We start from the raw sequence: 23,606 nt of genomic DNA, 5'->3' as shown, positions 1-23,606 counted from the left end.
ACGTGCTCGTCACCTAGGATGGGGAACGCTGAAGACTTCGATCCGCCCGGCGACGATGCAGAGCGCATAGCGCGATGAGGAGGAGCCGGGCAATCACCTAGGGGACAAAGCTGTGCTGAGTAGGTTGCTGCGCGTTGGTGAAGGTCGCATGGTCAAGCGCCTCAAGCGGGTGGCCGAGTACGTCAACACCTTGTCCGACGACATCGAGAAGCTCACCGACGCCGAGCTGCGGGCCAAGACGGCCGAGTTCAAGAAGCGGCACGCGGACGGCGAGAGCCTCGACGACCTGCTGCCCGAGGCCTTTGCGGTGGCCCGCGAGGCGGCCTGGCGGGTGCTCGACCAGCGGCCCTTCGACGTCCAGTTGATGGGTGCGGCGGCACTGCACTTCGGCAACGTCGCGGAGATGAAGACCGGTGAGGGCAAGACCCTGACCTCGGTGATGCCGGCCTATCTCAACGGCATCGGCGGCAAGGGCGTCCACATCGTCACGGTCAACGACTACCTGGCCAAACGTGACAGCGAGTGGATGGGCCGGGTGCACCGGTTCCTCGGGCTCGAGGTCGGCGTGATCCTCGCCCACATGACGCCCGACGAGCGGCGCGTCGCCTACGCCGCCGACATCACCTACGGGACCAACAACGAGTTCGGCTTCGACTACCTGCGCGACAACATGGCCCACTCGCTGGACGACTGTGTCCAGCGCGGCCACAACTTCGCGGTGGTCGACGAGGTGGACTCGATCCTGATCGACGAGGCCCGCACGCCCCTGATCATCTCCGGGCCCGCCGACGGGGCGTCGAACTGGTACACCGAGTTCGCCCGCCTCGCCCCGCTGATGGAGAAGGACACCCACTACGAGGTCGACATCCGCAAGCGCACCATCGGCGTGCACGAACTCGGTGTCGAGTTCGTCGAGGACCAGCTCGGCATCGACAACCTCTACGAGGCCGCCAACTCGCCGTTGGTCAGCTATCTCAACAACGCGCTGAAGGCCAAGGAGCTGTTCTCCCGCGACAAGGACTACATCGTCCGCGACGGCGAGGTGATCATCGTCGACGAGTTCACCGGCCGCACGCTGGTCGGTCGTCGTTACAACGAGGGCATGCACCAGGCGATCGAGGCCAAAGAGCGCGTCGAGATCAAGGCCGAGAACCAGACCCTGGCGACCATCACGCTGCAGAACTATTTCCGGCTCTACGAGAAGCTCTCCGGAATGACCGGTACGGCCGAGACCGAGGCCGCCGAGCTGCACGAGATCTACAAGCTGGGCGTGGTCGCGATACCGACCAACCGGGAAATGGTCCGCGCCGACCAGACCGACCTGATCTACAAGACCGAGGAAGCCAAGTACATCGCGGTCGTCGACGACGTCAGCGAGCGGTACGAAAAGGGCCAGCCGGTGCTGATCGGTACCACCAGCGTGGAGCGCTCGGAATACCTGTCGCGCCAGTTCCAGAAGCGACGCATCCCGCACAACGTGCTGAACGCGAAGTACCACGAGCAGGAGGCCGGCATCATCGCCGAGGCCGGCCGCCGCGGGGCTATCACCGTCGCCACCAACATGGCCGGCCGTGGTACCGACATCGTGCTGGGCGGCAACGTCGACTTCCTGACCGACCTGCGGCTACGCGCCCGCGGCCTGGACCCCGTCGAGACCGCCGACGACTACGACGCGGCGTGGCACGAAGAGCTGCCGATCGTCAAAGACGAGGCCGCCGCCGAAGCCAAAGAAGTGATCGACGCCGGTGGGCTCTACGTGCTGGGCACCGAGCGGCACGAGTCACGCCGCATCGACAACCAGCTGCGTGGCCGCTCGGGACGTCAGGGTGACCCCGGTGAATCCCGCTTCTACCTCTCGCTGGGTGACGAGTTGATGCGCCGCTTCAACGGTGCCGCGCTGGAGTCACTGCTGACCCGGCTCAACCTGCCCGACGACGTGCCGATCGAGGCCAAGATGGTGACCCGGGCGATCAAGAGCGCCCAGACCCAGGTCGAGCAGCAGAACTTCGAGGTGCGCAAGAACGTCCTCAAGTACGACGAGGTGATGAACCAGCAGCGCAAGGTCATCTACGCCGAGCGCCGCCGCATCCTGGAAGGCGAGAACCTCCAGCAGCAGGCGCACGACATGCTGGTCGCGGTGATCACCGCCTACGTCGACGGCGCCACCGCAGCGGGCTTCGCCGAGGACTGGGACCTGGAGAAGCTCTGGGAGGCCCTCAAGACGCTGTATCCGGTCGGCATCGACCATCACACGCTGATCGACTCCGACGCGGTCGGGGAACCGGGCGAGCTGACCCGCGAGGAACTGCTCGATGCGCTCGTCGAGGACGCCGACCGGGCGTACGCCAAGCGTGAGGCCGAGCTCGAAGAGCTGGCCGGCGAGGGGGCGATGCGCCAACTCGAGCGCAACGTGTTGCTCAACGTCATCGACCGCAAGTGGCGCGAGCACCTCTACGAGATGGACTATCTCAAGGAGGGCATCGGCCTGCGTGCGATGGCGCAGCGCGATCCGCTGGTCGAGTACCAGCGCGAGGGATTCGACATGTTCACCGGGATGCTCGACGGCCTGAAGGAGGAGTCGGTCGGCTTCTTGTTCAACGTCGCGGTCGAAGCGGTCCCGACCCAACAGGTCGGCGCGGTGGACGAGCCGGAAGGCCTGGCCGAGTTCGCCAGCGCTGCCGCGGCCGGTGCCCAGCAGCAGACCGGGGCGGCCCGCGAGCCGGCACCTGCGTTGCGCGCCAAGGGAATTGACAACGAGGCGCCACCGCTGACCTACACCGGTCCCGCGGAAGACGGTTCGGCGCAGGTGCAGGGCAACGGAGGTGGTCCCCAGGCCGGTGGCGGTTCCCGCCGCGAGCGGCGTGAGGCGGCCCGGCGTCAGGGTAAGCACGCGAAGGCCAAACGGAGGTAGCACCGTGGACGTCAAAGAGGTCCTGCTGCCCAGTATCGGTGTGCGCTACGAGTTCGCCAGCACCCACGGTGAGCGGATCGGCATCATCGCGCGGCGCGGCGGCCACTTCGAGGTGGTGCTCTACGACCGCGACGATCCCGACGAGGCCCGCCCGGTGTTCCGTCTGACCGACGAGGAGGCGGACGCCGTCGCGCAGATCCTCGGGGCGCCGCGGATCGCCGAACGGTTCACCGAATTGACCAAGGAGATCCCGGGATTGGAAGCCGGCCAGGTCCACATCCTGCCCGGCGGCATCTTCGTGGATCGTCCGCTGGGCGACACCCAGGCCCGCACCCGGACCGGCGCCTCGATTGTGGCGATCGTCCGCAACGACGAGGTTCTCGCGTCGCCGGCACCGTCGGAGATCCTGCGCGCCGCAGATGTGTTGATCGTCGTCGGCACCGAGGCCGGCATCAGCGCCGTGCAGCAGATCGTCCAAAAAGGCTGAGCCTGTGCAGATTTCCGCGCCGCTGCTCCTGCAACTCGGCGCGGTTTTCACTGCGCTCGCGCTACTGGGCGCACTCGCCCGCCGGTTCGCGCTCTCGCCGATCCCGCTGTATCTGCTGGCCGGGCTGTGGCTGGGCATCGGCGGTATTCAGCCGGTGACCGAGGCCAGCGTCTTCGTCAAGACCGGGGCGCCGATCGGTGTCGTGCTGTTGCTGCTGACCCTGGGGCTGGAGTTCTCCGGCGCCGAGTTCGCCAGCAGCATGAAGCAGCACGTGCCCTCGGCGCTGGTCGACGTCGTGCTGAACGCGACCCCGGGGGCGATCGCGGGCTGGCTACTGGGGTTTCCGGGCATCGGGATTCTCGCGCTGGCCGGGGTGACGTACGTGTCGTCGTCCGGTCTGATCGCGCGGCTGCTCGACGACCTCGACCGGGTCGGTAACCGCGAGACGCCGGCGATTTTGGCGGTGCTGGTGCTCGAGGACTTCGCGATGGCGGCCTACCTGCCGGTGTTCGCGGTGCTGGCCAGCGGCGGCACCTGGCTGAAGGCGTTGCTGGGCATGGTGATCGGGGTCGGGTCGTTCTGGATCGCGTTCGTGGTCTCGCACCGCTGGGGTCACTACTTCGGTCGGCTGGTCGGCGCCCAGGACTCCGAGCAGTTGCTGCTGCGCGTGCTCGGCGTGACGCTGATTGTCGCCGCGCTCGCCGAAGAGGTGCACGCGTCGGCCGCTGTCGGGGCGTTCCTGGTGGGCCTGACGCTGACCGGCGACACCGCGAACCGGGCCCGGCTGGTGCTGGGGCCGCTGCGGGATCTGTTCGCCGCGGTGTTCTTCCTCGGGGTGGGCATCGCGGTCGACCCGCGTGAGCTGGCGCCCGTGCTGCCGGTGGCGATCGGCCTCGCGGTGGTGACCGGGGCGGCGAAGGTGGCGACCGGTATGTACGCCGCGCGGCGGGACGGGGTGGCGCGCCGAGGGCAGTTGCGCGCCGGTACGGCGCTGATCGCCCGCGCCGAGTTCTCGCTGATCATCATCGGTTTGGCCGGAACATCGATCCACGGGCTGGCGCCGGTGGCGATGTCGTACGTGTTCGTCGTCGCGGTGCTCGGGCCGGTGCTGGCCCGGTTCAGCGGCGGCCCGCTGCCCGCCCGCGCGCCCGGCTGGGCTTGATAGCCCGACGGGCCTAGCCGATGTGCAGCGCAACCACCTGCCAGCGTCCGGCGCCGTCGAGGTGTCGGCCCGCCTCGATGCGGCAGGCGATGGCGTGCATCCGTGGCCCGCGACTGTAGCTGCCGAACACCTCCGCCGCTGTCGGCCCGGCCGGCTGCAGCCGAACCCGGCGCAACACCGCAACGCCGGACGGGTTGGCCGACCGGCGATTGGCGCAGAGCACCGAGTCGACGAGTCCGGGAGCCAGCAGTCCGTTGAGCTGAGCGATCGGGCGGCGACGGTCGATGACTTCGAGCACCCGGCGCAGCGCGGCGTCGGCGAAGCCGGCTGCTTGCCGCATCGGCAGAGACAGGACCTGCGGCGTCGGATGACGTTGTGGCGCATGCGTATTGCGTTTGCGCAGCGTGGCCGGCGACGGCGGAGGGCAGTGCCGCACATCGCGGGCCGGTGGCTCGCAATCGACGACGGGGGTGACCGCGACAGCGGTCGCATTCGAGGGGTTGACGCTGGTCGACACAGAACTCTCCCGCGCGAAGTGAGGGGCCGTCATTGCTGGCCTGCTGGAGAGTGGCAGACGAGTGGGAGGATCATCGCACAATCGGCGTGGGCGCGTATTCCTGCTGTGCGCTGCGCCACGGCGCACGGTCGGCGTTTACGGCATATTGGTCGAGGAACCGATTCGCCGACGATCAGGGGAGGGGCAATGTGACCCGCTTGTCCGCGTCCGACGCCTCCTTCTACGAGCTGGAGAACTCGGCGACCCCGTTGTACGTCGGCTCGCTGTCGATTCTGCGGGCACCGCGGTCCGGGCTGAGCTACGAGACGCTGCTGGCCGCCGTCGAACGACAGCTGCCACAGGTCCCGCGATACCGGCAGAAGGTTCGCGAAGTCACGATGCGACTGGCCCGGCCGGTCTGGGTCGACGACCGCGACTTCGACATCACCTATCACGTCCGGCGCTCGGCACTGCCGTCGCCGGGCAGCGACGAGCAACTCCACGAGCTGATCGGCCGTCTCGCCGCGCGCCCGCTCGACCGGTCGCGGCCGCTGTGGGAGATGTACCTGGTCGAGGGACTGGCGAAGAACCGGTTGGCCCTCTACACGAAATCGCATCAGGCACTGATCAACGGCATGGGCGCCGCCGAGATCAGCCACGTGATCGCCGACCGCAACCGCCGTCCGCCGCCCTTCGTCGAAGACATCTGGGTGCCGGCCCGCGAACCGGGCGCCATGCAGCTGATGCTGGGAGCGGTCGGCGACTGGGCCACCCGTCCCCAGGCCCAGATGAAGGCCGTCCACAGCGGGATCGTGGATCTGGTGACCAACTCCAGCAAAGTGGTCGACGCGGGCCGGCGGATGTTCGACGTCGCCCGGACCCTGGCCCGGGGCAACGCGCCGCGCAGCCCGCTGAACTCCACGGTGTCGCGCAACCGGCGCTACACAGTGGCGGTCGGACGACTCGACGACTACCGGACCATCCGCACCCGATACAACTGCGACGTCCACGACGTGGTGCTGGCAGTGGTCACCGGTGCGCTGCGCAACTGGCTGCTGTCGCGGGGAGAATCCGCCGCACATACCGAGACGGTGCGGGCGATGGCTCCGCTGCCGGTGTACGAGGCCTTCGACTCCTCGAACCGGGGCCAGGCGATCAGCCAGGTGGCGCCGTTTCTGGTCGACCTGCCGGTCGGCGAGGGCAACACGGTGGTGCGGCTGTCGCAGATCGCCCACGCCACCGAGACGAATCCGACGGCGGCCAGCCTGGTCGACGCCCGCACCATCGCAACGCTGTCGGGCTTTGCGCCGCCGACGTTGCACGCCATGGGAATTCGTGTCGCGACCAGCTTGTCGCCACGGCTGTTCAACCTGTTGATCACCAACGCGCCGGGTGCCCAGTCGCAGATGTACATCGCGGGCGCGAAGCTGCTCGAGACCTACGCGGTACCGCCGCTGCTGAACAACCAGGCGCTGGCCATCGGGGTGACCTCGTACAACGGCATGATGTATTTCGGCATCAACGCCGATCGCGACGCCATGAGCGACGTCGACGTCCTACCGTCCCTGCTGGCCGAATCGCTCGATGAACTGCTGGAAGCCGCTCAGTAAGCCGTCTTTCGCCGAGAAGGAAACGGCTCAGCCACCTACGATTCATCAGCATGAGCAGCAGCGGATCGGCCAATGGCAAGTCGTCCAAAACGAAGGCCTCGAAAAAGGACAAGCCACCGAAAGCGAAGAAGATCCCCAACGACCTTTACGAGGCCGAATTGTTCCGGCTGCAAACGGAATTGGTGAAGCTGCAGGAATGGGTGAAAGCCACCGGCACGCGGATCGTGGTGGTGTTCGAAGGTCGTGATGGCGCCGGCAAGGGCGGCACCATCAAGAGAATCACCGAATTCCTCAATCCGCGCGTCGCACGCGTCACCGCGTTACCCGCACCCACCGACCGGGAACGCGGACAGTGGTACTACCAGCGCTACATCGCGCACCTGCCGACCAGAGGCGAGATCGTGATTTTCGACCGGTCCTGGTACAACCGCGCCGGGGTCGAGACGGTGATGGGATTCTGCACGCCGCAGGAGCATGCATTGTTCTTGCAGCAGACACCAGTTTTCGAGCAGATGCTGATCGACGACGGGATTCTGTTGCGCAAGTACTGGTTCTCGGTGTCCGACGACGAACAGTTGCGCCGATTCAAGTCCAGACTGAATGACCCTGTGCGGCAATGGAAATTGAGCCCGATGGACGTCGAGTCGCTGAATCGCTGGGAGGACTACTCGCGGGCCAAGGACGAGATGATGCTGCATACCGACACGCCCGCCAGCCCGTGGTTCGTCGTCGAGTCGGACATCAAGAAGCACGCCAGGCTCAACATGATGGCGCATCTGCTGTCCACCATCGAGTACCACGAGGTGGAGGTGCCGAAGGTCAAGCTCCCTGACCATCGAGAGATCAGCGGCAACTATCAACGCCCGCCGCGCGAGTTGTCGACCTACGTCGACGATCATGTGGCAACGTTGATGGCACATACGGAGAAGGCTGGATAACCGCTTACCCATGCGCATCTACATTCCGGTGACGCTGTCCATGCTGCAGCAACTCGTCACCGACGGCTCGCTGCGGCCGGTCAACGGCACCGCTTTCGCGGTGACCCCTAAGCTGCGCGAGTCGTATGCCGAAGGCGACGACGACGAGCTCGGCGAGGTCGCGCTGCGGGAGGCGGCACTGGCGTCGCTGCGACTGATGGCCGGCGCCGCGGACGGCGAGGGACTCGGTGAGCCGAACGGTGCGCTTCCGCCGCGACGCGCGGTACTGGTCGCCGATGTCGGCGACGTCACACTGCGCCCGGATCTCGACGACGCGGTGGTGCGGATCGGGGCGCCGGTGACCACCGATGAGGTGGTCGCGGCGTTCGTCGACAACGCTGCGGCCGAAGGCCAGGTCAGGGCCGCTGTCGAGGTGATCGACGCGGCTGATTTGGGCGACGAGGACGCCGAGCTGACGGTCGGGGATGCCCAGGACCATGACCTGGCTTGGTATGCCGCTCAAGAGCTGCCATTCCTGCTGGAGCTGCTCTAATTCACAGTCTTCCCTGAGTTACGGAACCGTAAGTTACGGTACCGTAGGTTCCGTCCCGGCGTGAGCCACGATCCTTGGATGGACAGGAAGCACAATGGCCCGAAAAATCTCTCGAGCCGCGGCCGATGTCATCGAAACCCGGCCTATTACGCTGGCCGGAGTGGAATCCCACGCCGGATGGCATGCGCTGCGGAAAGTCGCCCACCGCATCACCACACCCCTGCTGCCGGACGACTACACCCGCCTCGCCAACCCGCTGTGGTCGGCGCGGGAACTGCGTGGACGGATCCTGGAAGTGCGTCGGGAAACCCGCGATTCGGCGACGTTGGTGATCAAGCCGGGCTGGGGCTTCAGCTTCGACTACGAGGCCGGGCAGTATCTCGGCATCGGTCTGCTGATGGACGGTCGCTGGCGTTGGCGGTCGTATTCGCTGACGTCCAGCCCGGTGACGACCAGCCTGCACCGCCGGGCGCGCACCGTGACGATCACGGTCAAGGCGATGCCCGAAGGCTTCCTGTCGGCCCATCTGGTCGACGGCGTCACGCCCGGCACGATCGTTCGATTGGCCGCTCCGCAGGGCAACTTCGTTCTGCCGGATCCGGCGCCGCCCGCCGTGCTGTTCCTCACCGCCGGGTCGGGCGTCACGCCGGTGATGTCGATGCTGCGCACGCTGGTCCGTCGTGACCAGATCACCGATGTACTGCACCTGCACTCGGCGCCCACCGCCGACGACGTGATGTTCGGCGCCGAACTCGAGCAGTTGGCCGCCGAGAATCCGGGCTATCGACTGCAACTGCGCACCACGCGCAGCGAGGGGCGGCTGGATCTGTCCCGACTGGACGCCGAGGTGCCGGACTGGCGCGCCCGCCAGACCTGGGCCTGCGGGCCGGAGGCGATGCTCGACTCGGCCGAACAGGTCTGGTCGACCGCCGGTGTCAGCGACCGTCTGCACCTCGAGCGGTTCGCCGTCTCGAAGGCGGCGCCGGCCGGCGCCGGCGGCACGGTCACCTTCGCCAAGAGCGGAAAAGTCGCCGCGGCCGACGCGGCGACGTCGCTGATGGACGCCGGCGAGCAGCAGGGCGTACAGATGCCGTTCGGTTGCCGAATGGGGATCTGCCAGTCCTGCGTGGTCAGCCTGGTCGACGGCCATGTCCGCGACCTGCGCACCGGCGAGGAGCGTGAGCCGGGCACCCGCGTGCAGACGTGCGTGTCGGCCGCTTCGGGCGATTGCACACTCGACGTCTGAGGGTTACCGGCTAGTAACCTACGCTTTCGTAGGTTACGATAGCGTAGGTAAGGAACTGCAGGCTGCAGGAAGGCGAACCTCACGATGGCGATCACCGACCTCGATGTCTTTGCGCATCTGACGGACGCGGACATCGACAACCTGGGCGTTGAACTCGACGCCATCCGCCAAGACATCGAAGACTCCCGCGGGGAGCGCGATGCCCGCTACATTCACCGCACCATCGCTGCCCAGCGCGCGCTGGAAGTGGCCGGACGGGTGATGCTGGCGTTCAGCTCCCGTCGCCCGGCCTGGTGGGCGGGGGTCGCGACGCTCGGCGTGGCCAAGATCGTCGAGAACATGGAGATCGGCCACAACGTCATGCACGGCCAGTGGGACTGGATGAACGATCCCGAGATCCACTCCTCGTCGTGGGAGTGGGACATGATGGGCTCGTCCAAGCACTGGCGCTTCACCCACAACTACGTGCACCACAAGTACACCAACATCCTCGGCATGGACGACGACGTGGGCTACGGTCTGCTGCGCGTGACCCGCGACCACCCGTGGAAACGGTTCAACGTGTTGAACGTGTTCTACAACGCGATGCTCGCGCTCGGCTTCGAGTGGGGCGTGGGGCTGCAGCACGTCGAGATCGGCAAGATCGTGATGAGGCGGATGGAGAACGACGACGCCCGCGAGCGGGTCGAAGAGTTCTTGGACAAGGCCGGTCACCAGGTGCTCAAGGACTACGTCGCGTTTCCGGCGTTGACAGCACTGTCGCCCGGCGCGTCGTTCAAATCGACGCTGCGGGCCAACATTCTCGCCAACATCATCCGCAACGTGTGGGCCAACGCCGTGATCTTCTGCGGCCACTTCCCTGATGGCGCTGAGAAATTCACCAAGACCGACATGGTGGGCGAGTCGAAGGGACATTGGTACCTGCGCCAGATGCTGGGCAGTGCCAACTTCAACGCCGGCCCGGTGCTGCGCTTCATGAGCGGCAGTTTGTCCCACCAGATCGAGCACCACCTGTTCCCGGATCTGCCGAGCAACCGGTATCCCGAGATCAGGGTGCGGGTGCGTCAGGTGTGCGAGAAGTACGACTTGCCTTACACCACAGGCTCTTTCCTGGTGCAGTACGGCAAGACCTGGCGGACGATCGCGAAGCTGTCGTTGCCGGACAAGTACTTACGCGCCACCGCCGACAACGCCCCGGAGACGCGCAGCGAGTCGATGTTCACCGAACTGGGGCCGGGTTTCGCCGGCACGGATCCCTCGACGGGCCGCCGTCGCGGCCTGAAGTCGGCGATTGCGGCCGTGCGCGGGTGGCGGCGCAACAAGCGGGTCGCGGGCCACGAGCAGATCCCCGGGCGGGACGACTTAGCCGCCTAGGCCCGGCCTGGGCCTAGACTCGGCGCGGTGGACCTGCAGAACGTCGTCACCGCGCATCCGATCGTCGACGCGGTGTTGGACCGGCACAGCGACGCGTTGGGCGACTACCGCTCGGCGTACGCCAACCACGTCTACCGCTGCATCACCTATCACCAACTGCTGCTTGGCTTTTCGATACCCGACGTCGCGGCGCTGGCCTGGGCGACCCACGACCTCGGTATCTGGACGGCCGACACCTGGGACTACCTGGGGCCGTCCGTTGACCTCGCCGAAGCGTATGCCGACGAATTCGGCGTCACCGACATCGCTCAACTGCGGGCACTGGTCACCGAGCACCACCGGCTGCGTCCCGTGCGCGACGCCGAGGTCACGGAGACCTTCCGCCAAGCCGATCTGATCGACGTCAGCCACGGCGTGCTGCGACAAGGTGTCGCGCGATCCGCCGTTCGTGCTGCGGTCAAGGCGTTGCCGTACAACGGGTTTCACGCATTCTTGGCGAAGGGTCTCAGCGGTCACGCGGTACGTCACCCGCTGCGGCCGCTGCCGATGATGCGCTTCTAGTTCGCCAGGGCGACCAACCGCTGCAGCGTCGCCAGCTGACGCTGGTGATCGCCCTCCAGCTTCGCCAGCAGCGTGGTGATGCCGACTGCCCGGTACCGTTCGATGCGCTCGGCGATGACGTCTTCGGTGCCAAGCAGATTCGTCAGCCGGCCGAGATCCAGCGGCACCGTGCTGCGGGCCTCGTCGCGATCGCCGGCCTGCCACAGCGCAGCGACCTTTGCGACCTCGTCGGCGTAACCGAGTCGGCTGAACGCGTCGTTGTAGAAGTTCTGTCCGCTCGAACCGCCCGCGCCCATCGCGCCGATGGTGAACGCGTAGCCCTCGGCATGCCGGCGGGCGGCTGCGTCGCCGGAAGCCTGGTCGTCGTGGAACTCCACCGCCACCGGCGCGACCAGGTCGAGTTCATCCAGGCTGCGTCCCGCCCGCTGCGCCCCGTCACGCAGCGGTCCGAGGAACACCTCGGCCGTCTCGGGGATGAACGCGTTGCCCAGCCAGCCGTCGGCCACCTCGCCGGTCAACTCCAGGTTCCGCGGCCCCATCGCCGCCACGTAGACCGGGACATGCCGGGGAGCCACCAGCGGCTTGATCGCTGCGCCCCGGCTGTCCGGCAGAGGCAGCGGATAGATCTCACCGTCGTGCTCGAGACGCTCGCCGCGGCTGACGATCCGGACGATCTCGATGGTCTCGCGGGTGGTCTGCACCGGCTTGCGGAAGCGGACGCCATGCCAGCCCTCCATGACCCGCGGGCCGGACGTTCCGACCCCCAACAGGAACCGGCCCGCAGACAGCTCCTGCAAGCTCAGCGCCGACGTCGCCAGCAGTGCCGGAGTACGCGAACCCAGTTGTACCACAAAGGTTCCCAGCTGGATCGTCGAGGTTTTGGCCGCCAGATAGGCCAGCCCGGTCAGCGCGTCGTATCCCCAGACCTCGGGGACCCACAGCGACGTGACGCCGATCTTCTCGGCGGCCACCGCGAACTCTGCGGCGCCCGGCAATCGCGGTTCCACCATCGCGGCGACCTTCATAGCTGGCATGCTAGCCATCATGCGCTATCGCGATCTACCCACAGTCGAAGTGACTCAGCGCGTTCGGTGCGACCTGCCCACGGCATGGGCGCTGGTGACCGACATCGATCTACCGACTTACTGCTCCTCGGAATTGCAGGGTGTCGATTGGCTCGACGGTGCCACCGGCGTCGAAGTCGGCGCGCGGTTCTGCGGACGCAGCAGGCACGAAGCGTTCGGCGACTGGTCGACGGTGTGCGAGGTGGTCGAAGTCGAGGATCAGCGCCGCTGGGTGTACGACGTGGTCGGACCCGACGGTGCCAGCGCGACATGGGGATTCGAGGTCGAACCGACGAGGGACGGCGTGCTCATCCGGCAGTGGGGCCGAATGGGTCCCGGCCCGTCGGGCCTGACCCCGGCGATCGAGGCGATGCCGGACAAGGAGGCCAGGATCGTGTCCAATCGACTGGCCGAATGGCAGCAGAACATGCAGGCCAACCTGGAGTGGGTCCGATCGCGGGCTGAGGCTTAGCTTTCCCGCAGCGCCGCCAGCAGCCTGCGCGCTGCTGCCACCCGGCGCACCGCCGGGCCGGTCAACTCGTCCAGCGCACATCCGGGATCAGCGGGCGGACCCAGATGCCCGCACCCGCGTGGGCAGTTCTCGATCGCCTCGGCCAGATCTGAGAACGCCAGCGCGACGTCGTCGGGTTTGATGTGGGCCAGCCCGAACGAGCGGATTCCGGGCGTGTCGATCACCCAGCCGCCGGGGTCATACGGCAGCGCCACCGACTGGGTGGACGTATGCCGGCCGCGGCCGATGTCGGTGACAACGCCTACGGCTCGATGTGCTTCGGGGACAAGACGATTCACCAGCGTCGACTTGCCGACACCGGAATGTCCCAGTAGCACCGTGATCTTGTCGACCAGCAGGTGTGACACTGCTTCCAGCGGGTCGTCGCGGCCGGCGGTGATCACGGTGAGGTCGAGGTCGGCGAACTGCCCGGCGAACGGCTCGGCCGGCGCGAGATCGGTTTTGGTCAGGCACAGAATCGGGACCAGCCCGCCGGCGTACGCGGCGATCAGCGTCCGGTCGACCAGACCGGTCCGGGGCGGTGGATCGGCCAGTGCCACCACGATCAGCAGCTGGTCGGCGTTGGCCACCACCACCCGTTCAGTCGGGTCGGTGTCATCGGCGGTGCGCCGCAACAGAGTTCGCCGCGGGCCGCGACGCACGATACGGGCCAGCGTGTCGGTCCGGCCGGACAGGTCCCCGACGATGTCGACCTCGTCACCGACGACGATCGGCGTGCGGCCCAATTCCCGTGCCCGCATTGCGGTGACGCGTTGCTCGATGTCGCCGTCGAGCACGCATCCCCAGCGGCCGCGGTCGACGCTGACCACCATGGCGGGTTTCGCGTCGGCGTGCTCGGGACGGGTTTTTGTCCGCGGCCGGGAACCTTTCCCGGAGCGGATCTTGACGTCGGACTCGTCGTAGTCCTCCGGCTTCAACCGCCGGACTCCTGCGCCAGCACGTCGCCCCACATCGACGGAAAGTTCGGCAGCGTCTTGGCGGTGGTCTCGATGTCCTCGACGTACACGCCGTCGACCCGCAGACCGACGATCGCCCCGGCGGTGGCCATCCGGTGATCGGCGTAGGACTGCCAGGTGCCGCCGTGCATTGCGGTGGCGGTGATCTCCAGCCCGTCGGCGGTTTCGCGGCAGTCGCCGCCGAGCCGGTTGATCTCGGTGCTCAGCGCGGCCAACCGGTCGGTCTCGTGGCCGCGCAGGTGGGCGATGCCGGACAGCCGCGATATCGAACCCGGCGCGGCCAGCGCAGCGAGCACCGCCACCGACGGGGTCAACTCGCCGACGTCGCGCAGGTTGACGTCGAATCCGGAATACGAAGGTGGGCCATGCACTTCAAGGTACGAATCATCGTGCCTCACAGTGCAATTCAATTGGGCGAGAATGCTCAGGATGGTGTCGGCGGGTTGAATGCTGGCCGACGGCCAGCCGGTGATCCGGACCGTGCCCGCACTGACCGCCGCGGCGGCGATGAACGGGACGGCGTTCGACAGGTCAGGTTCGATGTGCCAGTGCCGAGCCGCGACCGGACCCGGTCGGACGTCCCAGCGGTAGGCGGTGGTGTCGTCGATGTCCGCGCCGGCCTGGCGCAGCATCGCCACCGTCATCGCGATGTGCGGCGCCGACGGCAGCGACGGGCCGACGTGGTGCACGGCCAGGCCGTCGGCGAACGACGGGCCTGCGAGCAGTAGGCCGGAGACGAACTGCGACGAGGCCGAGGCGTCGATCTCCACCGCGCCACCGGCGACCTTCCCGGCGCCGCGGACCCGGAACGGGAGCCCGTCGCCGTCGATGTCGACGCCCAGACCGCGCAGTGCGTTCAGCAGCGGGGCGATCGGGCGGGCCCGGGCCTGCTCGTCGCCGTCGAACGTGACGGTCTCCGTGCCCAGGGCCGCCAGCGATGGGACGAAGCGCAGCACAGTGCCGGCCAGGCCGCAGTCGATGCGGGCATCCGCCGGCGGGGCGATCGTTCCGCTGACTTCGAGCTGGTCGGCCGATCCGTCGACCTGCAGGCCGAGGGACTCCAGTGCGCCGATCATCAGGTCGGTGTCGCGACTGCGCAGCGCGCCGCTGATGGTCGAGACGCCGTTGGCGGCGGCCAGCGCCGCGAGCACCAGCGCGCGGTTGGTCTGCGATTTCGAGCCCGGCACCGTCACCGTCGCATGCACCGGCCGCGAGGCGAAGGGGGCGGGCCAGGTGTCCACGTGCTCCATTGTCGCTCACAGGCGGTCGCCAGCGCGGCGAAGCCGGGTGCAGCGGGTCGCCGTCAGAAAGGCCCAGGCGATCGCCAGCGCGGCGAAGCCGGGTGCAGCGGGTCGCCGTCAGGAAGGCCCAGGCGATCGCAAGCGCGGCGAAGCCGGGTGCAGCGGGTCGCCGCCAGAGTGCCGAGCCAGGCACCATGGAAGACATGTGCGGACGATTCGCGGTGACGACAGACCCGGCTCTGCTGGCCGAGAAGATCGAGGCCATCAACGAGGCACGCTCGGCGAAAGACGGCGCTGAGTCGCCCGCCCCGAACTACAACGTGGCGCCCACGACCACCATCACCACCGTCGTTCGCCGGCATGCCGACCGCGAAGACCCCGAGGACGAGGCCACCCGACGGGTCCGGTCGATGCGCTGGGGGTTGATCCCGCCGTGGGCCAAGGCCGGGTCCGACGGCGCCCCGGAATCCAAGGGCCCACTGCTGATCAACGCTCGCGCCGAGAAGGTCACGTCCTCGCCGGCATTCCGGTCCAGCGCCAAGTCCAAGCGTTGCCTGGTGCCGATGGACGGCTACTACGAGTGGCGTGCCAACCCCACCGACACCGGCAAGAAGTCGCGCAAGACACCGTTCTTCATGCACCGCGCCGACGGCGAGATGCTGTTCATGGCGGGGTTGTGGTCGGTCTGGAGAGATCCGAAGGACGAGAAAGGGACAGCGCCGTTGCTGAGTTGCACGATCATCACCACCGACGCGGTCGGCGAGCTGGCCGAGATCCACGACCGGATGCCGTTGATCGTGCCGGAGGGGGAGTGGGACCGTTGGCTGGATCCCGATGCGCCTCCCGACTCCGACTTCCTTGCCGCGCCGCCGAACATCGACGGCATAGAAATGCGCGAGATCTCCACGCTGGTCAACAACATTCGCAACAATGGCCCGGAATTGTGGGAGCCGGCCGAACCGCAGCCCGAACAGGCCACGTTGCTGTAACTCAGGCCGCGCCCGGTTCTTCGTCGGGCGCGAGAACCTTCTCGGGGTGGTGGAAAGTGTTGACCCGCGGCTGCCCGCGGTCCAGGTGCGACGGGGGTATCCACTCGGCCTCGCCTCGGGCGTTCATTCGGGTTGTCCAACCTTTTTCGGCGAGTCGGTTGTCGGGCCCGCAGGCCAGCGCCAACTCGCCGGCGTCGGTTCGGCGAGTCGCCGCCCAGCCCTTGGTGTGATGCGCCTGAGTCCAGTATCCGGGCGCGGTGCAGCCCGGCCTCGTGCAGCCACGATCCCTGGCGTGCAACATGATTCGTTGTGCCGGCGAGGCCAACCGCTTGCCGTGATAGAGGGAAAGCGGTTTGCCTTCGTCGAAGATGGCGAGGTAGTGGTGAGCGTGACCGGCCAGCCGGATGAGATCGCTCATCGGCAACCAGCTCCCGCCCGCGGCCCGTCCGCGTCCGGCTGCCGACGCCAGTTCTCTCAACGTGGTCGTCACCACGATCGTGGTGGGTAATCCGTTGTGCCGGCCGAGCTTCCCGGACATCAGCAGGCCACGCATCCCTGCGAGCAGAGCGTCGTGATTGCGCTGGGCCTCGGAACGGGTGTCGCGTCGGCCCGCGTCTTCGGACGGGTCGTCGTCGACAACGGGAGTGGCGTCGTCGGGGTTGCACATCCCGGGCGCGGCCAGTTTGGCCAGCACCGCGTCGAAGGTGGCTCGTAACTCGGGATTCAGGTAGCCCTTGATGCGAGACATGCCATCGAGCTCCTGTCGACCGATGACGACGCCGCGCCGTCGGGCGCGATCCGCGTCGGTGAAGTTGCCGTCCGGATTCAGGCAATCCATCAAGACCTGCGCGTACTTTGCAACCTCATCGGGGCGATACTCCGTGGCCTTGTCTGCTAAGTCTGCTTCGGCGGCCTGCCGGGTCAACGGGTCTACGCCGTCGGGCAGCCGACGAAAGAAGCTGCGAATCACCGCGACGTGCTCGTCGCCGATACGTCCCTGCCGTTGCGCTTCGGCCGTCGCAGACAGCCGCGGTGACAACGACTCGCCGGTCAACGCGCTGCGCTCGCCCAGATCGGCGGCCTCGCTGATGCGCCGGTTCGCCTCGGTGCGGGAGATGCGCAGCTGATTGGCCAGTGCGTCTGCCAGCCTGCCGCCCAGTTCCTCGTCTCCCGCCCGCTCGGCGAGCTGATTGACCAGCGCATGTTCGGGGACTCGGAGGCGCCTCGCGGTTGTCTCCAACCGCTCCAGTACGCGAAGCCGTTCGGGTGTGGTCAGCACATCGAAGGACAAGCCGCACACGCGGTCCAGGTCGGAATCGAGGGCGTCGAGGCTCCCGACGATCTCTTCACGCGTGCTTGATGCCATGGGCCAACTCTACGAACGGGGTCCGACAGAAATCAGCATCCTGTGACTGCTGAAATCAATGTGGCACAAGTGATTTGCGTTCAGGGATAGCGTATCCCTATGACAAGCAACTACACCTACACGTTCGACGACATCCGGGACCGTCCCGTCGCGGTCATCGGCGCGGGGACGCTGGGGCGCCGGATCGCGCTGATGCTCGCCAGTCGAGGTGGAACAGTGCGCATCTACGCTCGCCGCGACGAACAACTGCAGTCCGCGACACAGTATGTGGCGGAGAACCTTTCGAGGATCATCGAGAATCGCGGCTTCGGCGAACCGGGCCGGGCGACCGGCACCACATCGCTCACGGAGGCGCTGGACGGCGCGTGGCTGGCGGTGGAGTCGGCGCCGGAGAAGCTCGAGGTCAAGATCCCGCTGTGGGGCGAGATCGACCGGGCCGCGCAGGCCGACACCATTTTCGCGACCAACTCGTCTTCGTACCCGTCGCGGCTGATGGCCGAAAACGTCAGAGACAAAACGCGATTGTGCAACACGCATTTCTACATGCCACCGGAGATCAACGGGCTCGACCTGATGTCCGACGGTGAGACCGACCGCGGCCTGCTGGACACGCTGCTCGCGGTGCTGCCCGAATTCGGTGTCTACCCGTTCGAGGCGCGCAAGGAGTGCACCGGCTTCATCTTCAACCGGGTGTGGGCGGCGATCAAGCGTGAGTCGCTGTCGGTGGTGGCCGAGGGGGTGGCTCGCCCCGAGGACGTCGACGGCATGTACCGGCTCAACCTGGGTGCGCCGGCCGGACCCTTCCAGTTGATGGACCTGGTCGGTCTCGACGTCGCCCTGGACGTCGAAAACCACTACGTGGCCGAGTTTCCGCAGCTTTCCAAAGGCCCCAGGGACTTGCTGAAGTCCTACGTCGACGCCGGCAAGCTCGGCCTCAAGACCGGTGAAGGCTTCTACCGCTACTCCGGCTGATCAGCGCAGGATGGTGCCGCCGTCGACGTTGAGCACCTGGCCGTTGATCCAGGCGGCTTCCGACGACAGCAGGAACGCGACGAGGGCAGCGACGTCGTCAGGGGCGCCAACGCGTGTCGAACGCATGCGCTTCAATGCGGCGGCCTCGAGTTCCGGCCACTGCGGCACCGACCGGATGGCCTCGGTCGCGGTGAAACCGGGCGCGACGGCATTGCACCGGATTCCGTCCTTGCCCCACCTCGACGCGACGTGTCGGGTGAGTGCGCAGGTCGCGCGGGCTCACCCTGAAACGCCGCGGCCGACGACATGTTGACGATCGCGCCACCCCCGCGACCCAGCATGGAGGGGATGGAGTATTTCATCGCTGCCAGGTAGCCGCGCAGGCTGACCGTCATCACCCGGTCCCACACGCCGAAATTGATGTCGACGACGTCGGTGTCGGCGGGCAGAGTGCTCATGTCCGCGCCGACGTTGAACAGCAGGTCGATTCCGCCGTATTTCGTTGCGGCACTGTTGATCAAGTCGGCTACCGATTGGGGGTCGGAAAGGTCGAACCGGACGTGGGCCGCTGTGCCGCCGGCGGCGACGATGCGGGTAGCCGTCTGCCGGGCGGCATCCTCGACGACGTCGCCGATGACCACCCGGCAGCCTTCCTCGCCGAGCCGAACCGACGTCTGCGCGCCGATACCGCTGCCGCCGCCGACCACGACGACGACTTTGTCGGCCAGACCCCGCAGTCCCATGGGTGCGAGCCTAACGCCGCGTGAGTTCAACGAGCGCGGCATCCGCGGCGTTGGCCCCGCACATACCGTGCGCGCCGGGTCCGGGTGGCGTGGCCGCCGAGCAGATGTACATGCCGGGCACGCCAATCGAGTACGGCGACAACGTCGCTCGCGGGCCGAACGCCAACTGGCGGATGTTCTTGGCGCCGGTCATGATGTCACCCCCGACGAAATTGGCGTTCGAGGACTCGAATTGCGCGGGGGTCCGCACCAGCTGCCCGACAATCCGCTCCCGGAACCCGGGGGCGAACCGTTCGATCTGCGCGATGATGGCCGGCGTCGCGTCACCCGAAAACCCGTTCGGCACATGCGCATACGCCCACACCGGGTGAACGTTGCCGACCGATCGTTGCGGGTCGGCGAGATACTGCTGACCGACCAGGACGAACGGCCGCTCGGGCATCCGCCCGGCATTCACGTCGCGCTCGGTGGCGGCCATCTCGCGGAAATCGCCGGCCACGTGCACGGTGCCGGCCCGATGCGCCTCCGGACTGGTCCAGGGCACGCCGCCCTCTACAGCGAAGTCGACCTTGAAAGCCGCTGGGCCGTGGCGGAATCGGCGATAGGCGCGGGCCACCCGGCCCGGCAACCGGTCGCCCAGAATATCGGCGATCGCGCCAGGTGCGAGGTCGAAGATCGTCACGTCAGCCGCTGGCAGCTGGGCCGCATGCCGCACGCGGACGCCGGTCTCGATCGTGCCGCCCAACTGGCTGAGCACTGACGCCAGCGCGCGGGCGATGGTGTGTGAGCCACCGGCCGCGACGGCCCAGCCGTGCCGGTGCCCGGCGGTCAGGATGCCCAACCCGATCGCCGACGACATCGGGTGGTGCAGCGGCCGAAAGGAATGCGCGGCAGCGCCGCCGAACAAAGCTCGCGCCTGCGGCGTTCGAAAGGTCCGAGCCAGTGCGGACCCCGGCAGGACGGTGGGGGCGCCGAATCGGGCCAACGCCAGCGGATGATGCGGCCAGCGCAGCAGCGGGCCCATGATGTCGTCGGCGAGCGTGTCGAACTTCGCCGACGGCCATCCGAACAACCGTTGCCAGCGCGGACCGTCGACGCCCAACCCGTCCGCGGTGGTCTGCACCGAGCGGTACAGCACGCCGGCGGTCCCATCGTCGAGGGGATGGACGCAATCGATGTCGGGCCACCGCCACTGCAGACCGTGGCGATCGAGGTCGAGCGCGCCGAGGAACGTCGAACCCACGGCCATCGGGTGGATCGCCGAGCAGTGGTCGTGGAGCAGCCCGGGAAGGATGGCCTCACCGCTCCGCGTGCCGCCGCCGATCTCGTCGGCGGCCTCGAGCACCGTGACCGCGAGGCCGTGCTGGGCGAGGGTCACCGCGGCAGCGAGGCCGTTGGGCCCGCTACCGACCACGACCGCGGTATTCATCTGCGCTGCTCCTCCTCATCGCTGCGCTCTGCATCGTCGCCAGCGGTGCTCATTTGCGCTGCTCCTCCTCATCGCTGCGCTCTGCATCGTCGCCGGCGGGACTCGTCATGACCAAACCCTATGTCGAGCCCGCCGCAAACTCGCAATACCGAGAAATCCTCTGTTCAGTTAGAGTAATCCTCGTGCCGCGAACAGCTGTCGACGCGCGGGGCCGGTTGATGCAGTCGGCCCGTCTCCGCTTCGCCGCCGACGGTGCCCTCGCTGCGACACTGGACGAGATCCGCCGCGATGCCCAGGTCAGCGTCGGGGCGCTTTACCACCACTTCCCGGACAAGCCGGCGCTGGCAGCCGCCGTCTACGCCCAGGTGATGGGCGAATACCAGGCCGGGTTCGTGACGATGCTGCGCCGCCACGACACCGCCGAAGAGGGAATCCGCGGCGGAGTCGCGCACCATCTGCGCTGGGTGGTCGCGAATCGAGCCGAGGCGGCACTGCTGCTTGGGGACCGGCTCGACAGCCCCGAACTGCGAGAGGCCAACCGGACGTTCTTCGCCGACGTGCGCGACTGGTGGCGGCCGCACCACAGCTACGGGGCCCTCCGCCCGATCCAGGGCGGAGTCACCGCCGCGCTGTGGTTCGGGCCTGCGCAGGAATTCAGCCGGTACTGGATCGCCGGCGACGAGTCCCGCATGCCGCGCGGCGTGATCAAGACATTTGCCGACGCGGCCTGGAAGGCACTGCGGGCCAACGCAATCGAGGAGAATGATGGCTGATTCGCTCTACCAACGACTGGTCGCCGAAGGGGATGCCCCGGATGCGCCGCGCCGAGTGCATGTCGATCACCGCGGCGACCGGGCGGTCGTGACCCTCGACGAGCCCGACCGACTCAACGTGCTGTCGGCTCCGCTGGTGCGCCAACTGCGTTGTGCGCTGGACACACTCGTGGTCGACCGCGACGTCCGCAGCGTCGTCCTGACCGGTCGCGATCCGGGTTTCAGTGCGGGCGGCGACCTGAAGATGATGCGGCTGGCCACCGAAAACCTGAGCCAACCCGAGGGTGTCGCCGATGTGTGGCGGTGGATCCGCCGCGAATTCGGTGGCATAGCACGGCTCATCGCCGGATCGGACACGATCTTCGTCGCCGCCGTCAATGGCCCGGCCGCCGGCGTCGGGCTGGCCTGGGCGCTGTCCTGCGACGTCGCCGTCGCCAGTGAGCGCGCGGTGATAGTGCCGGCCTTCGGCAAGCTCGGCCTGATCCCCGAAGTCGGCACCAGCTGGGCGCTGACCCGTCGACTGGGATACCAAGCGGCGCTTGCCTATTACCTACGAGGCGAGCACATCGATGCCCACGAGGCGCATCGGCTCGGACTGGTTCAACAGGTTGTCGAGCACGCCGGCCTACTGGCCGCCGCCGACGAGTGGTGTTCACGAGTGACGGCCATGCCGGCGCATGCCGTCGCGATGACCAAGCCGCTGCTGCGGGCCACCGCCGACGCCGGCTGGCACGAGGCACTGACCATGGAGGAATTCGCCGAACCGACCTGCTTCACCACCGCGGCCTTCGCCGACAGTGTGCACTCGATGCTGGCCAGGTCTCAGGCCTGAATCTCCGCGGTCACCGCAAGGGTGAGCCGGATCAGGTCGTCGGGCGCCAGCGCGACATCCCAGCCGCGCCGACCCGCGCTGACGTACATCCGCTCCCAGCCCAGCGCGCTGGAGTCGATGACGGTCGGCAGTCGGGTGCGTTGTCCCAGTGGCGAAATGGCGCCCAGCACATAACCGGTGGCCCGTTCGGCGGCGCGCTGGTCGGCCATAGTGGCCTTGGCCGCGCCCAGCGCCGCGGCGGCCGACTTCAGCGACAGCTTCGCCAACGCCGGAACGATCGCCACGGCCGTCCCGTCGGGGACCGCGATGATCAGCGTCTTGTAGATCTGTCCGGGTTCGACGGTGCCACTCAGGGCGCGTACCGCCTCGCCGCCGAATGAGTGTTCGCGCGGATCGTGGTCGAATTTGACGACCTCATGCGGGACGCCGGCGTCGTTCAGTACCGCCAGCGCCCGAGTGGCCGCACCCGCCACCGGGGGATCGCCCTCAGGCGCCGGTGTAGCCCGGGGGGTTCACGCCGTCGACCCAGAAGTCGACGCCGAGCGTCGAACCGGGGATGCAGTCATACACCGACAGGTCCTTGACGCCCGACTCCACCAGCACGTCTTCGCAGAGCAGGGTATTGCCGGTGTACTCCTTGGACGGCTTGTTCAGGATCACGTACGCCGCGTCGGAGTAGATGTCCGGCTTGCGGGCGCGGCCCATCGCCTCGTCGCCGCCGAGCAGGTTTTGCACCGCGGCGGTGGCTACCAACGTGCGCGGCCACAGCGTGTTCGAGGCGATGCCCTCCTCGCGCAGTTCCTCGGCAATCCCCAATGCGCACAGCGTCATACCGAACTTGGCCATCATGTACGCGGTCGGCTTCAGCCACTCCTTGCCGAGCAACACCGGCGGCGACAGAGTCAGAATGTGCGGGTTGTCCCGGCCCTTCATGTGCGGGATACACGCTTGCGACACCGCGTAGGTGCCGCGCACCTGAATGCCGTTCATCAGGTCGAAGCGCTTCATCGGCACCTCACTGATGGTGCCGAGGTTGATCGCCGACGCATTGTTCACCACGATGTCGATGCCGCCGAACTGCTCGACCGCCTTCGCCACCGCTGACTCGACCGAATCCGGGTCGCGGACGTCGCCGACGATCGGCAACGCCTGACCGCCCGCCTCTTCGAGCTCCTTGGCGGCGGTGTAGACGGTGCCTTCGAGCTTGGGGTGCGGCTCGGCTGTTTTGGCGATCAGCGCGATGTTGGCGCCGTCCTGCGCGGCGCGCTTGGCGATGGCCAGGCCGATTCCGCGGCTGGCACCCGAGATGAACATGGTCTTGGCCTTGAGTGACATGAGCGCCACAGTAACGCCGCTCACAGTCGCCCCGGACCAGCGGTCCGGAAATAGCCC

Annotated in this window: 22 protein-coding genes and 2 pseudogenes; 14 read left to right on the top strand and 10 right to left on the bottom strand. The window is 67.5% G+C overall.

Features of this window, described 5'->3' with window-relative positions; all coding sequences use genetic code 11:
* Nucleotides 1-112 precede the first annotated feature (112 nt).
* From secA to ACZYW1_RS05430, 3 genes are read left to right on the top strand one after another with little or no spacing between them, the layout of a single operon-like run.
* Nucleotides 113-2,911 carry a preprotein translocase subunit SecA gene (secA, locus tag ACZYW1_RS05440; protein WP_463783918.1) on the top strand — a complete coding sequence of 933 codons (2,799 nt, stop codon included), beginning with the start codon at nt 113-115 and terminating at the stop codon, nt 2,909-2,911.
* A 4-nt stretch (nt 2,912-2,915) separates the two neighbouring features.
* Nucleotides 2,916-3,398 carry a cation:proton antiporter regulatory subunit gene (locus ACZYW1_RS05435; protein WP_292975047.1) on the top strand — a complete coding sequence of 161 codons (483 nt, stop codon included), beginning with the start codon at nt 2,916-2,918 and terminating at the stop codon, nt 3,396-3,398.
* Nucleotides 3,399-3,402: 4 nt separating this feature from the next.
* Nucleotides 3,403-4,560 (top strand): cation:proton antiporter, encoded by a 1,158-nt coding sequence (locus ACZYW1_RS05430; protein WP_463783917.1) that lies wholly within the window; start codon nt 3,403-3,405, stop codon nt 4,558-4,560.
* A gap of 13 nt (nt 4,561-4,573) precedes the next feature.
* On the opposite strand, the gene ACZYW1_RS05425 is transcribed toward ACZYW1_RS05430, so the two are convergent.
* Nucleotides 4,574-5,110: an Rv3235 family protein gene (locus ACZYW1_RS05425; protein WP_463783915.1), complete on the bottom strand. Its 537-nt coding sequence runs from the start codon at nt 5,108-5,110 to the stop codon at nt 4,574-4,576.
* Between the two features lie 155 nt (nt 5,111-5,265).
* On the opposite strand from ACZYW1_RS05425, the gene ACZYW1_RS05420 reads away from it, so the two are divergent.
* The 6 genes from ACZYW1_RS05420 to ACZYW1_RS05395 all read left to right on the top strand — a co-directional run bounded on the left by ACZYW1_RS05420 (nt 5,266) and on the right by ACZYW1_RS05395 (nt 11,317).
* Nucleotides 5,266-6,666: a WS/DGAT/MGAT family O-acyltransferase gene (locus tag ACZYW1_RS05420; RefSeq protein ID WP_463783913.1), complete on the top strand. Its 1,401-nt coding sequence runs from the start codon at nt 5,266-5,268 to the stop codon at nt 6,664-6,666.
* Between the two features lie 50 nt (nt 6,667-6,716).
* Nucleotides 6,717-7,604 (top strand): polyphosphate kinase 2, encoded by an 888-nt coding sequence (gene ppk2, locus ACZYW1_RS05415; RefSeq protein WP_463783912.1) that lies wholly within the window; start codon nt 6,717-6,719, stop codon nt 7,602-7,604.
* A 10-nt stretch (nt 7,605-7,614) separates the two neighbouring features.
* Nucleotides 7,615-8,136 carry a DUF6912 family protein gene (locus ACZYW1_RS05410; RefSeq protein WP_463783911.1) on the top strand — a complete coding sequence of 174 codons (522 nt, stop codon included), beginning with the start codon at nt 7,615-7,617 and terminating at the stop codon, nt 8,134-8,136.
* Nucleotides 8,137-8,230: 94 nt separating this feature from the next.
* Nucleotides 8,231-9,382, top strand: coding sequence for a ferredoxin reductase (locus ACZYW1_RS05405; protein WP_463783910.1), 1,152 nt, complete (start codon nt 8,231-8,233; stop codon nt 9,380-9,382).
* Nucleotides 9,383-9,466: 84 nt separating this feature from the next.
* Complete coding sequence (locus ACZYW1_RS05400; protein WP_463783908.1) at nt 9,467-10,756, top strand: fatty acid desaturase family protein; 1,290 nt, start codon at nt 9,467-9,469, stop codon at nt 10,754-10,756.
* Nucleotides 10,757-10,783: 27 nt separating this feature from the next.
* Complete coding sequence (locus ACZYW1_RS05395; RefSeq protein ID WP_463783907.1) at nt 10,784-11,317, top strand: hypothetical protein; 534 nt, start codon at nt 10,784-10,786, stop codon at nt 11,315-11,317.
* On the opposite strand, the gene ACZYW1_RS05390 is transcribed toward ACZYW1_RS05395, so the two are convergent.
* A complete protein-coding gene (locus tag ACZYW1_RS05390) occupies nt 11,314-12,351 on the bottom strand; it encodes an LLM class flavin-dependent oxidoreductase (protein ID WP_463783904.1) in 1,038 nt (345 codons plus the stop codon). The two genes, ACZYW1_RS05395 and ACZYW1_RS05390, sit on opposite strands and share 4 nt — an antisense overlap.
* Nucleotides 12,352-12,361: 10 nt before the next feature.
* Here ACZYW1_RS05390 and ACZYW1_RS05385 point away from each other — a divergent pair, with 10 nt between their 5' ends.
* Nucleotides 12,362-12,853 (top strand): SRPBCC family protein, encoded by a 492-nt coding sequence (locus ACZYW1_RS05385; RefSeq protein ID WP_463783903.1) that lies wholly within the window; start codon nt 12,362-12,364, stop codon nt 12,851-12,853.
* Here the strand turns inward: ACZYW1_RS05385 and rsgA are convergent.
* Nucleotides 12,850-13,830 carry a ribosome small subunit-dependent GTPase A gene (rsgA, locus tag ACZYW1_RS05380; RefSeq protein WP_463783900.1) on the bottom strand — a complete coding sequence of 327 codons (981 nt, stop codon included), beginning with the start codon at nt 13,828-13,830 and terminating at the stop codon, nt 12,850-12,852. The genes ACZYW1_RS05385 and rsgA overlap by 4 nt on opposite strands.
* Nucleotides 13,827-15,119, bottom strand: coding sequence for a 3-phosphoshikimate 1-carboxyvinyltransferase (gene aroA, locus ACZYW1_RS05375; protein WP_463783898.1), 1,293 nt, complete (start codon nt 15,117-15,119; stop codon nt 13,827-13,829). The genes rsgA and aroA overlap by 4 nt, the downstream gene beginning before the upstream one ends.
* 194 nt (nt 15,120-15,313) lie before the next feature.
* On the opposite strand from aroA, the gene ACZYW1_RS05370 reads away from it, so the two are divergent.
* Nucleotides 15,314-16,099 (top strand): SOS response-associated peptidase, encoded by a 786-nt coding sequence (locus ACZYW1_RS05370; RefSeq protein ID WP_463783896.1) that lies wholly within the window; start codon nt 15,314-15,316, stop codon nt 16,097-16,099.
* A 1-nt stretch (nt 16,100) separates the two neighbouring features.
* Here ACZYW1_RS05370 and ACZYW1_RS05365 read toward each other — a convergent pair whose 3' ends face one another.
* Nucleotides 16,101-17,465, bottom strand: a complete 1,365-nt coding sequence (locus ACZYW1_RS05365; RefSeq protein WP_463783894.1) for an HNH endonuclease signature motif containing protein — start codon at nt 17,463-17,465, stop codon at nt 16,101-16,103.
* A 99-nt stretch (nt 17,466-17,564) separates the two neighbouring features.
* On the opposite strand from ACZYW1_RS05365, the gene ACZYW1_RS05360 reads away from it, so the two are divergent.
* The gene (locus tag ACZYW1_RS05360) at nt 17,565-18,437 is read left to right on the top strand and encodes a 3-hydroxyacyl-CoA dehydrogenase family protein (protein ID WP_463783892.1); all 873 of its coding nucleotides are present in this window, start codon (nt 17,565-17,567) and stop codon (nt 18,435-18,437) included.
* On the opposite strand, the pseudogene ACZYW1_RS05355 reads toward ACZYW1_RS05360, so the two are convergent.
* The 3 genes and pseudogenes from ACZYW1_RS05355 to ACZYW1_RS05345 form a co-directional block, all read right to left on the bottom strand.
* Nucleotides 18,438-19,180 (bottom strand): annotated as a pseudogene (locus tag ACZYW1_RS05355) (SDR family NAD(P)-dependent oxidoreductase).
* Between the two features lie 10 nt (nt 19,181-19,190).
* On the bottom strand, nt 19,191-20,609 hold the full coding sequence (locus ACZYW1_RS05350) for a phytoene desaturase family protein (protein ID WP_463783891.1): 1,419 nt from the start codon (nt 20,607-20,609) through the stop codon (nt 19,191-19,193).
* 13 nt (nt 20,610-20,622) lie between these two features.
* Nucleotides 20,623-20,696, bottom strand: a pseudogene (locus tag ACZYW1_RS05345) (hypothetical protein); the annotation flags it as partial.
* A 131-nt stretch (nt 20,697-20,827) separates the two neighbouring features.
* Here ACZYW1_RS05345 and ACZYW1_RS05340 point away from each other — a divergent pair.
* Complete coding sequence (locus ACZYW1_RS05340; RefSeq protein WP_463787691.1) at nt 20,828-21,382, top strand: TetR/AcrR family transcriptional regulator; 555 nt, start codon at nt 20,828-20,830, stop codon at nt 21,380-21,382.
* Nucleotides 21,375-22,214 (top strand): enoyl-CoA hydratase/isomerase family protein, encoded by an 840-nt coding sequence (locus tag ACZYW1_RS05335; RefSeq protein WP_463783888.1) that lies wholly within the window; start codon nt 21,375-21,377, stop codon nt 22,212-22,214. Before ACZYW1_RS05340 ends, ACZYW1_RS05335 begins: the two co-directional genes overlap by 8 nt.
* Here ACZYW1_RS05335 and ACZYW1_RS05330 read toward each other — a convergent pair.
* A complete protein-coding gene (locus ACZYW1_RS05330) occupies nt 22,205-22,687 on the bottom strand; it encodes an aminoacyl-tRNA deacylase (RefSeq protein ID WP_463783886.1) in 483 nt (160 codons plus the stop codon). The two genes, ACZYW1_RS05335 and ACZYW1_RS05330, sit on opposite strands and share 10 nt — an antisense overlap.
* A 13-nt stretch (nt 22,688-22,700) precedes the next feature.
* Complete coding sequence (locus ACZYW1_RS05325) at nt 22,701-23,549, bottom strand: SDR family oxidoreductase (RefSeq protein WP_463783885.1); 849 nt, start codon at nt 23,547-23,549, stop codon at nt 22,701-22,703.
* Nucleotides 23,550-23,606 lie beyond the last annotated feature (57 nt).

It is taken from the genome of Mycobacterium sp. IDUB_36 (assembly GCF_055419225.1).
This window is presented reverse-complemented; position numbering and strand designations above follow the sequence as displayed.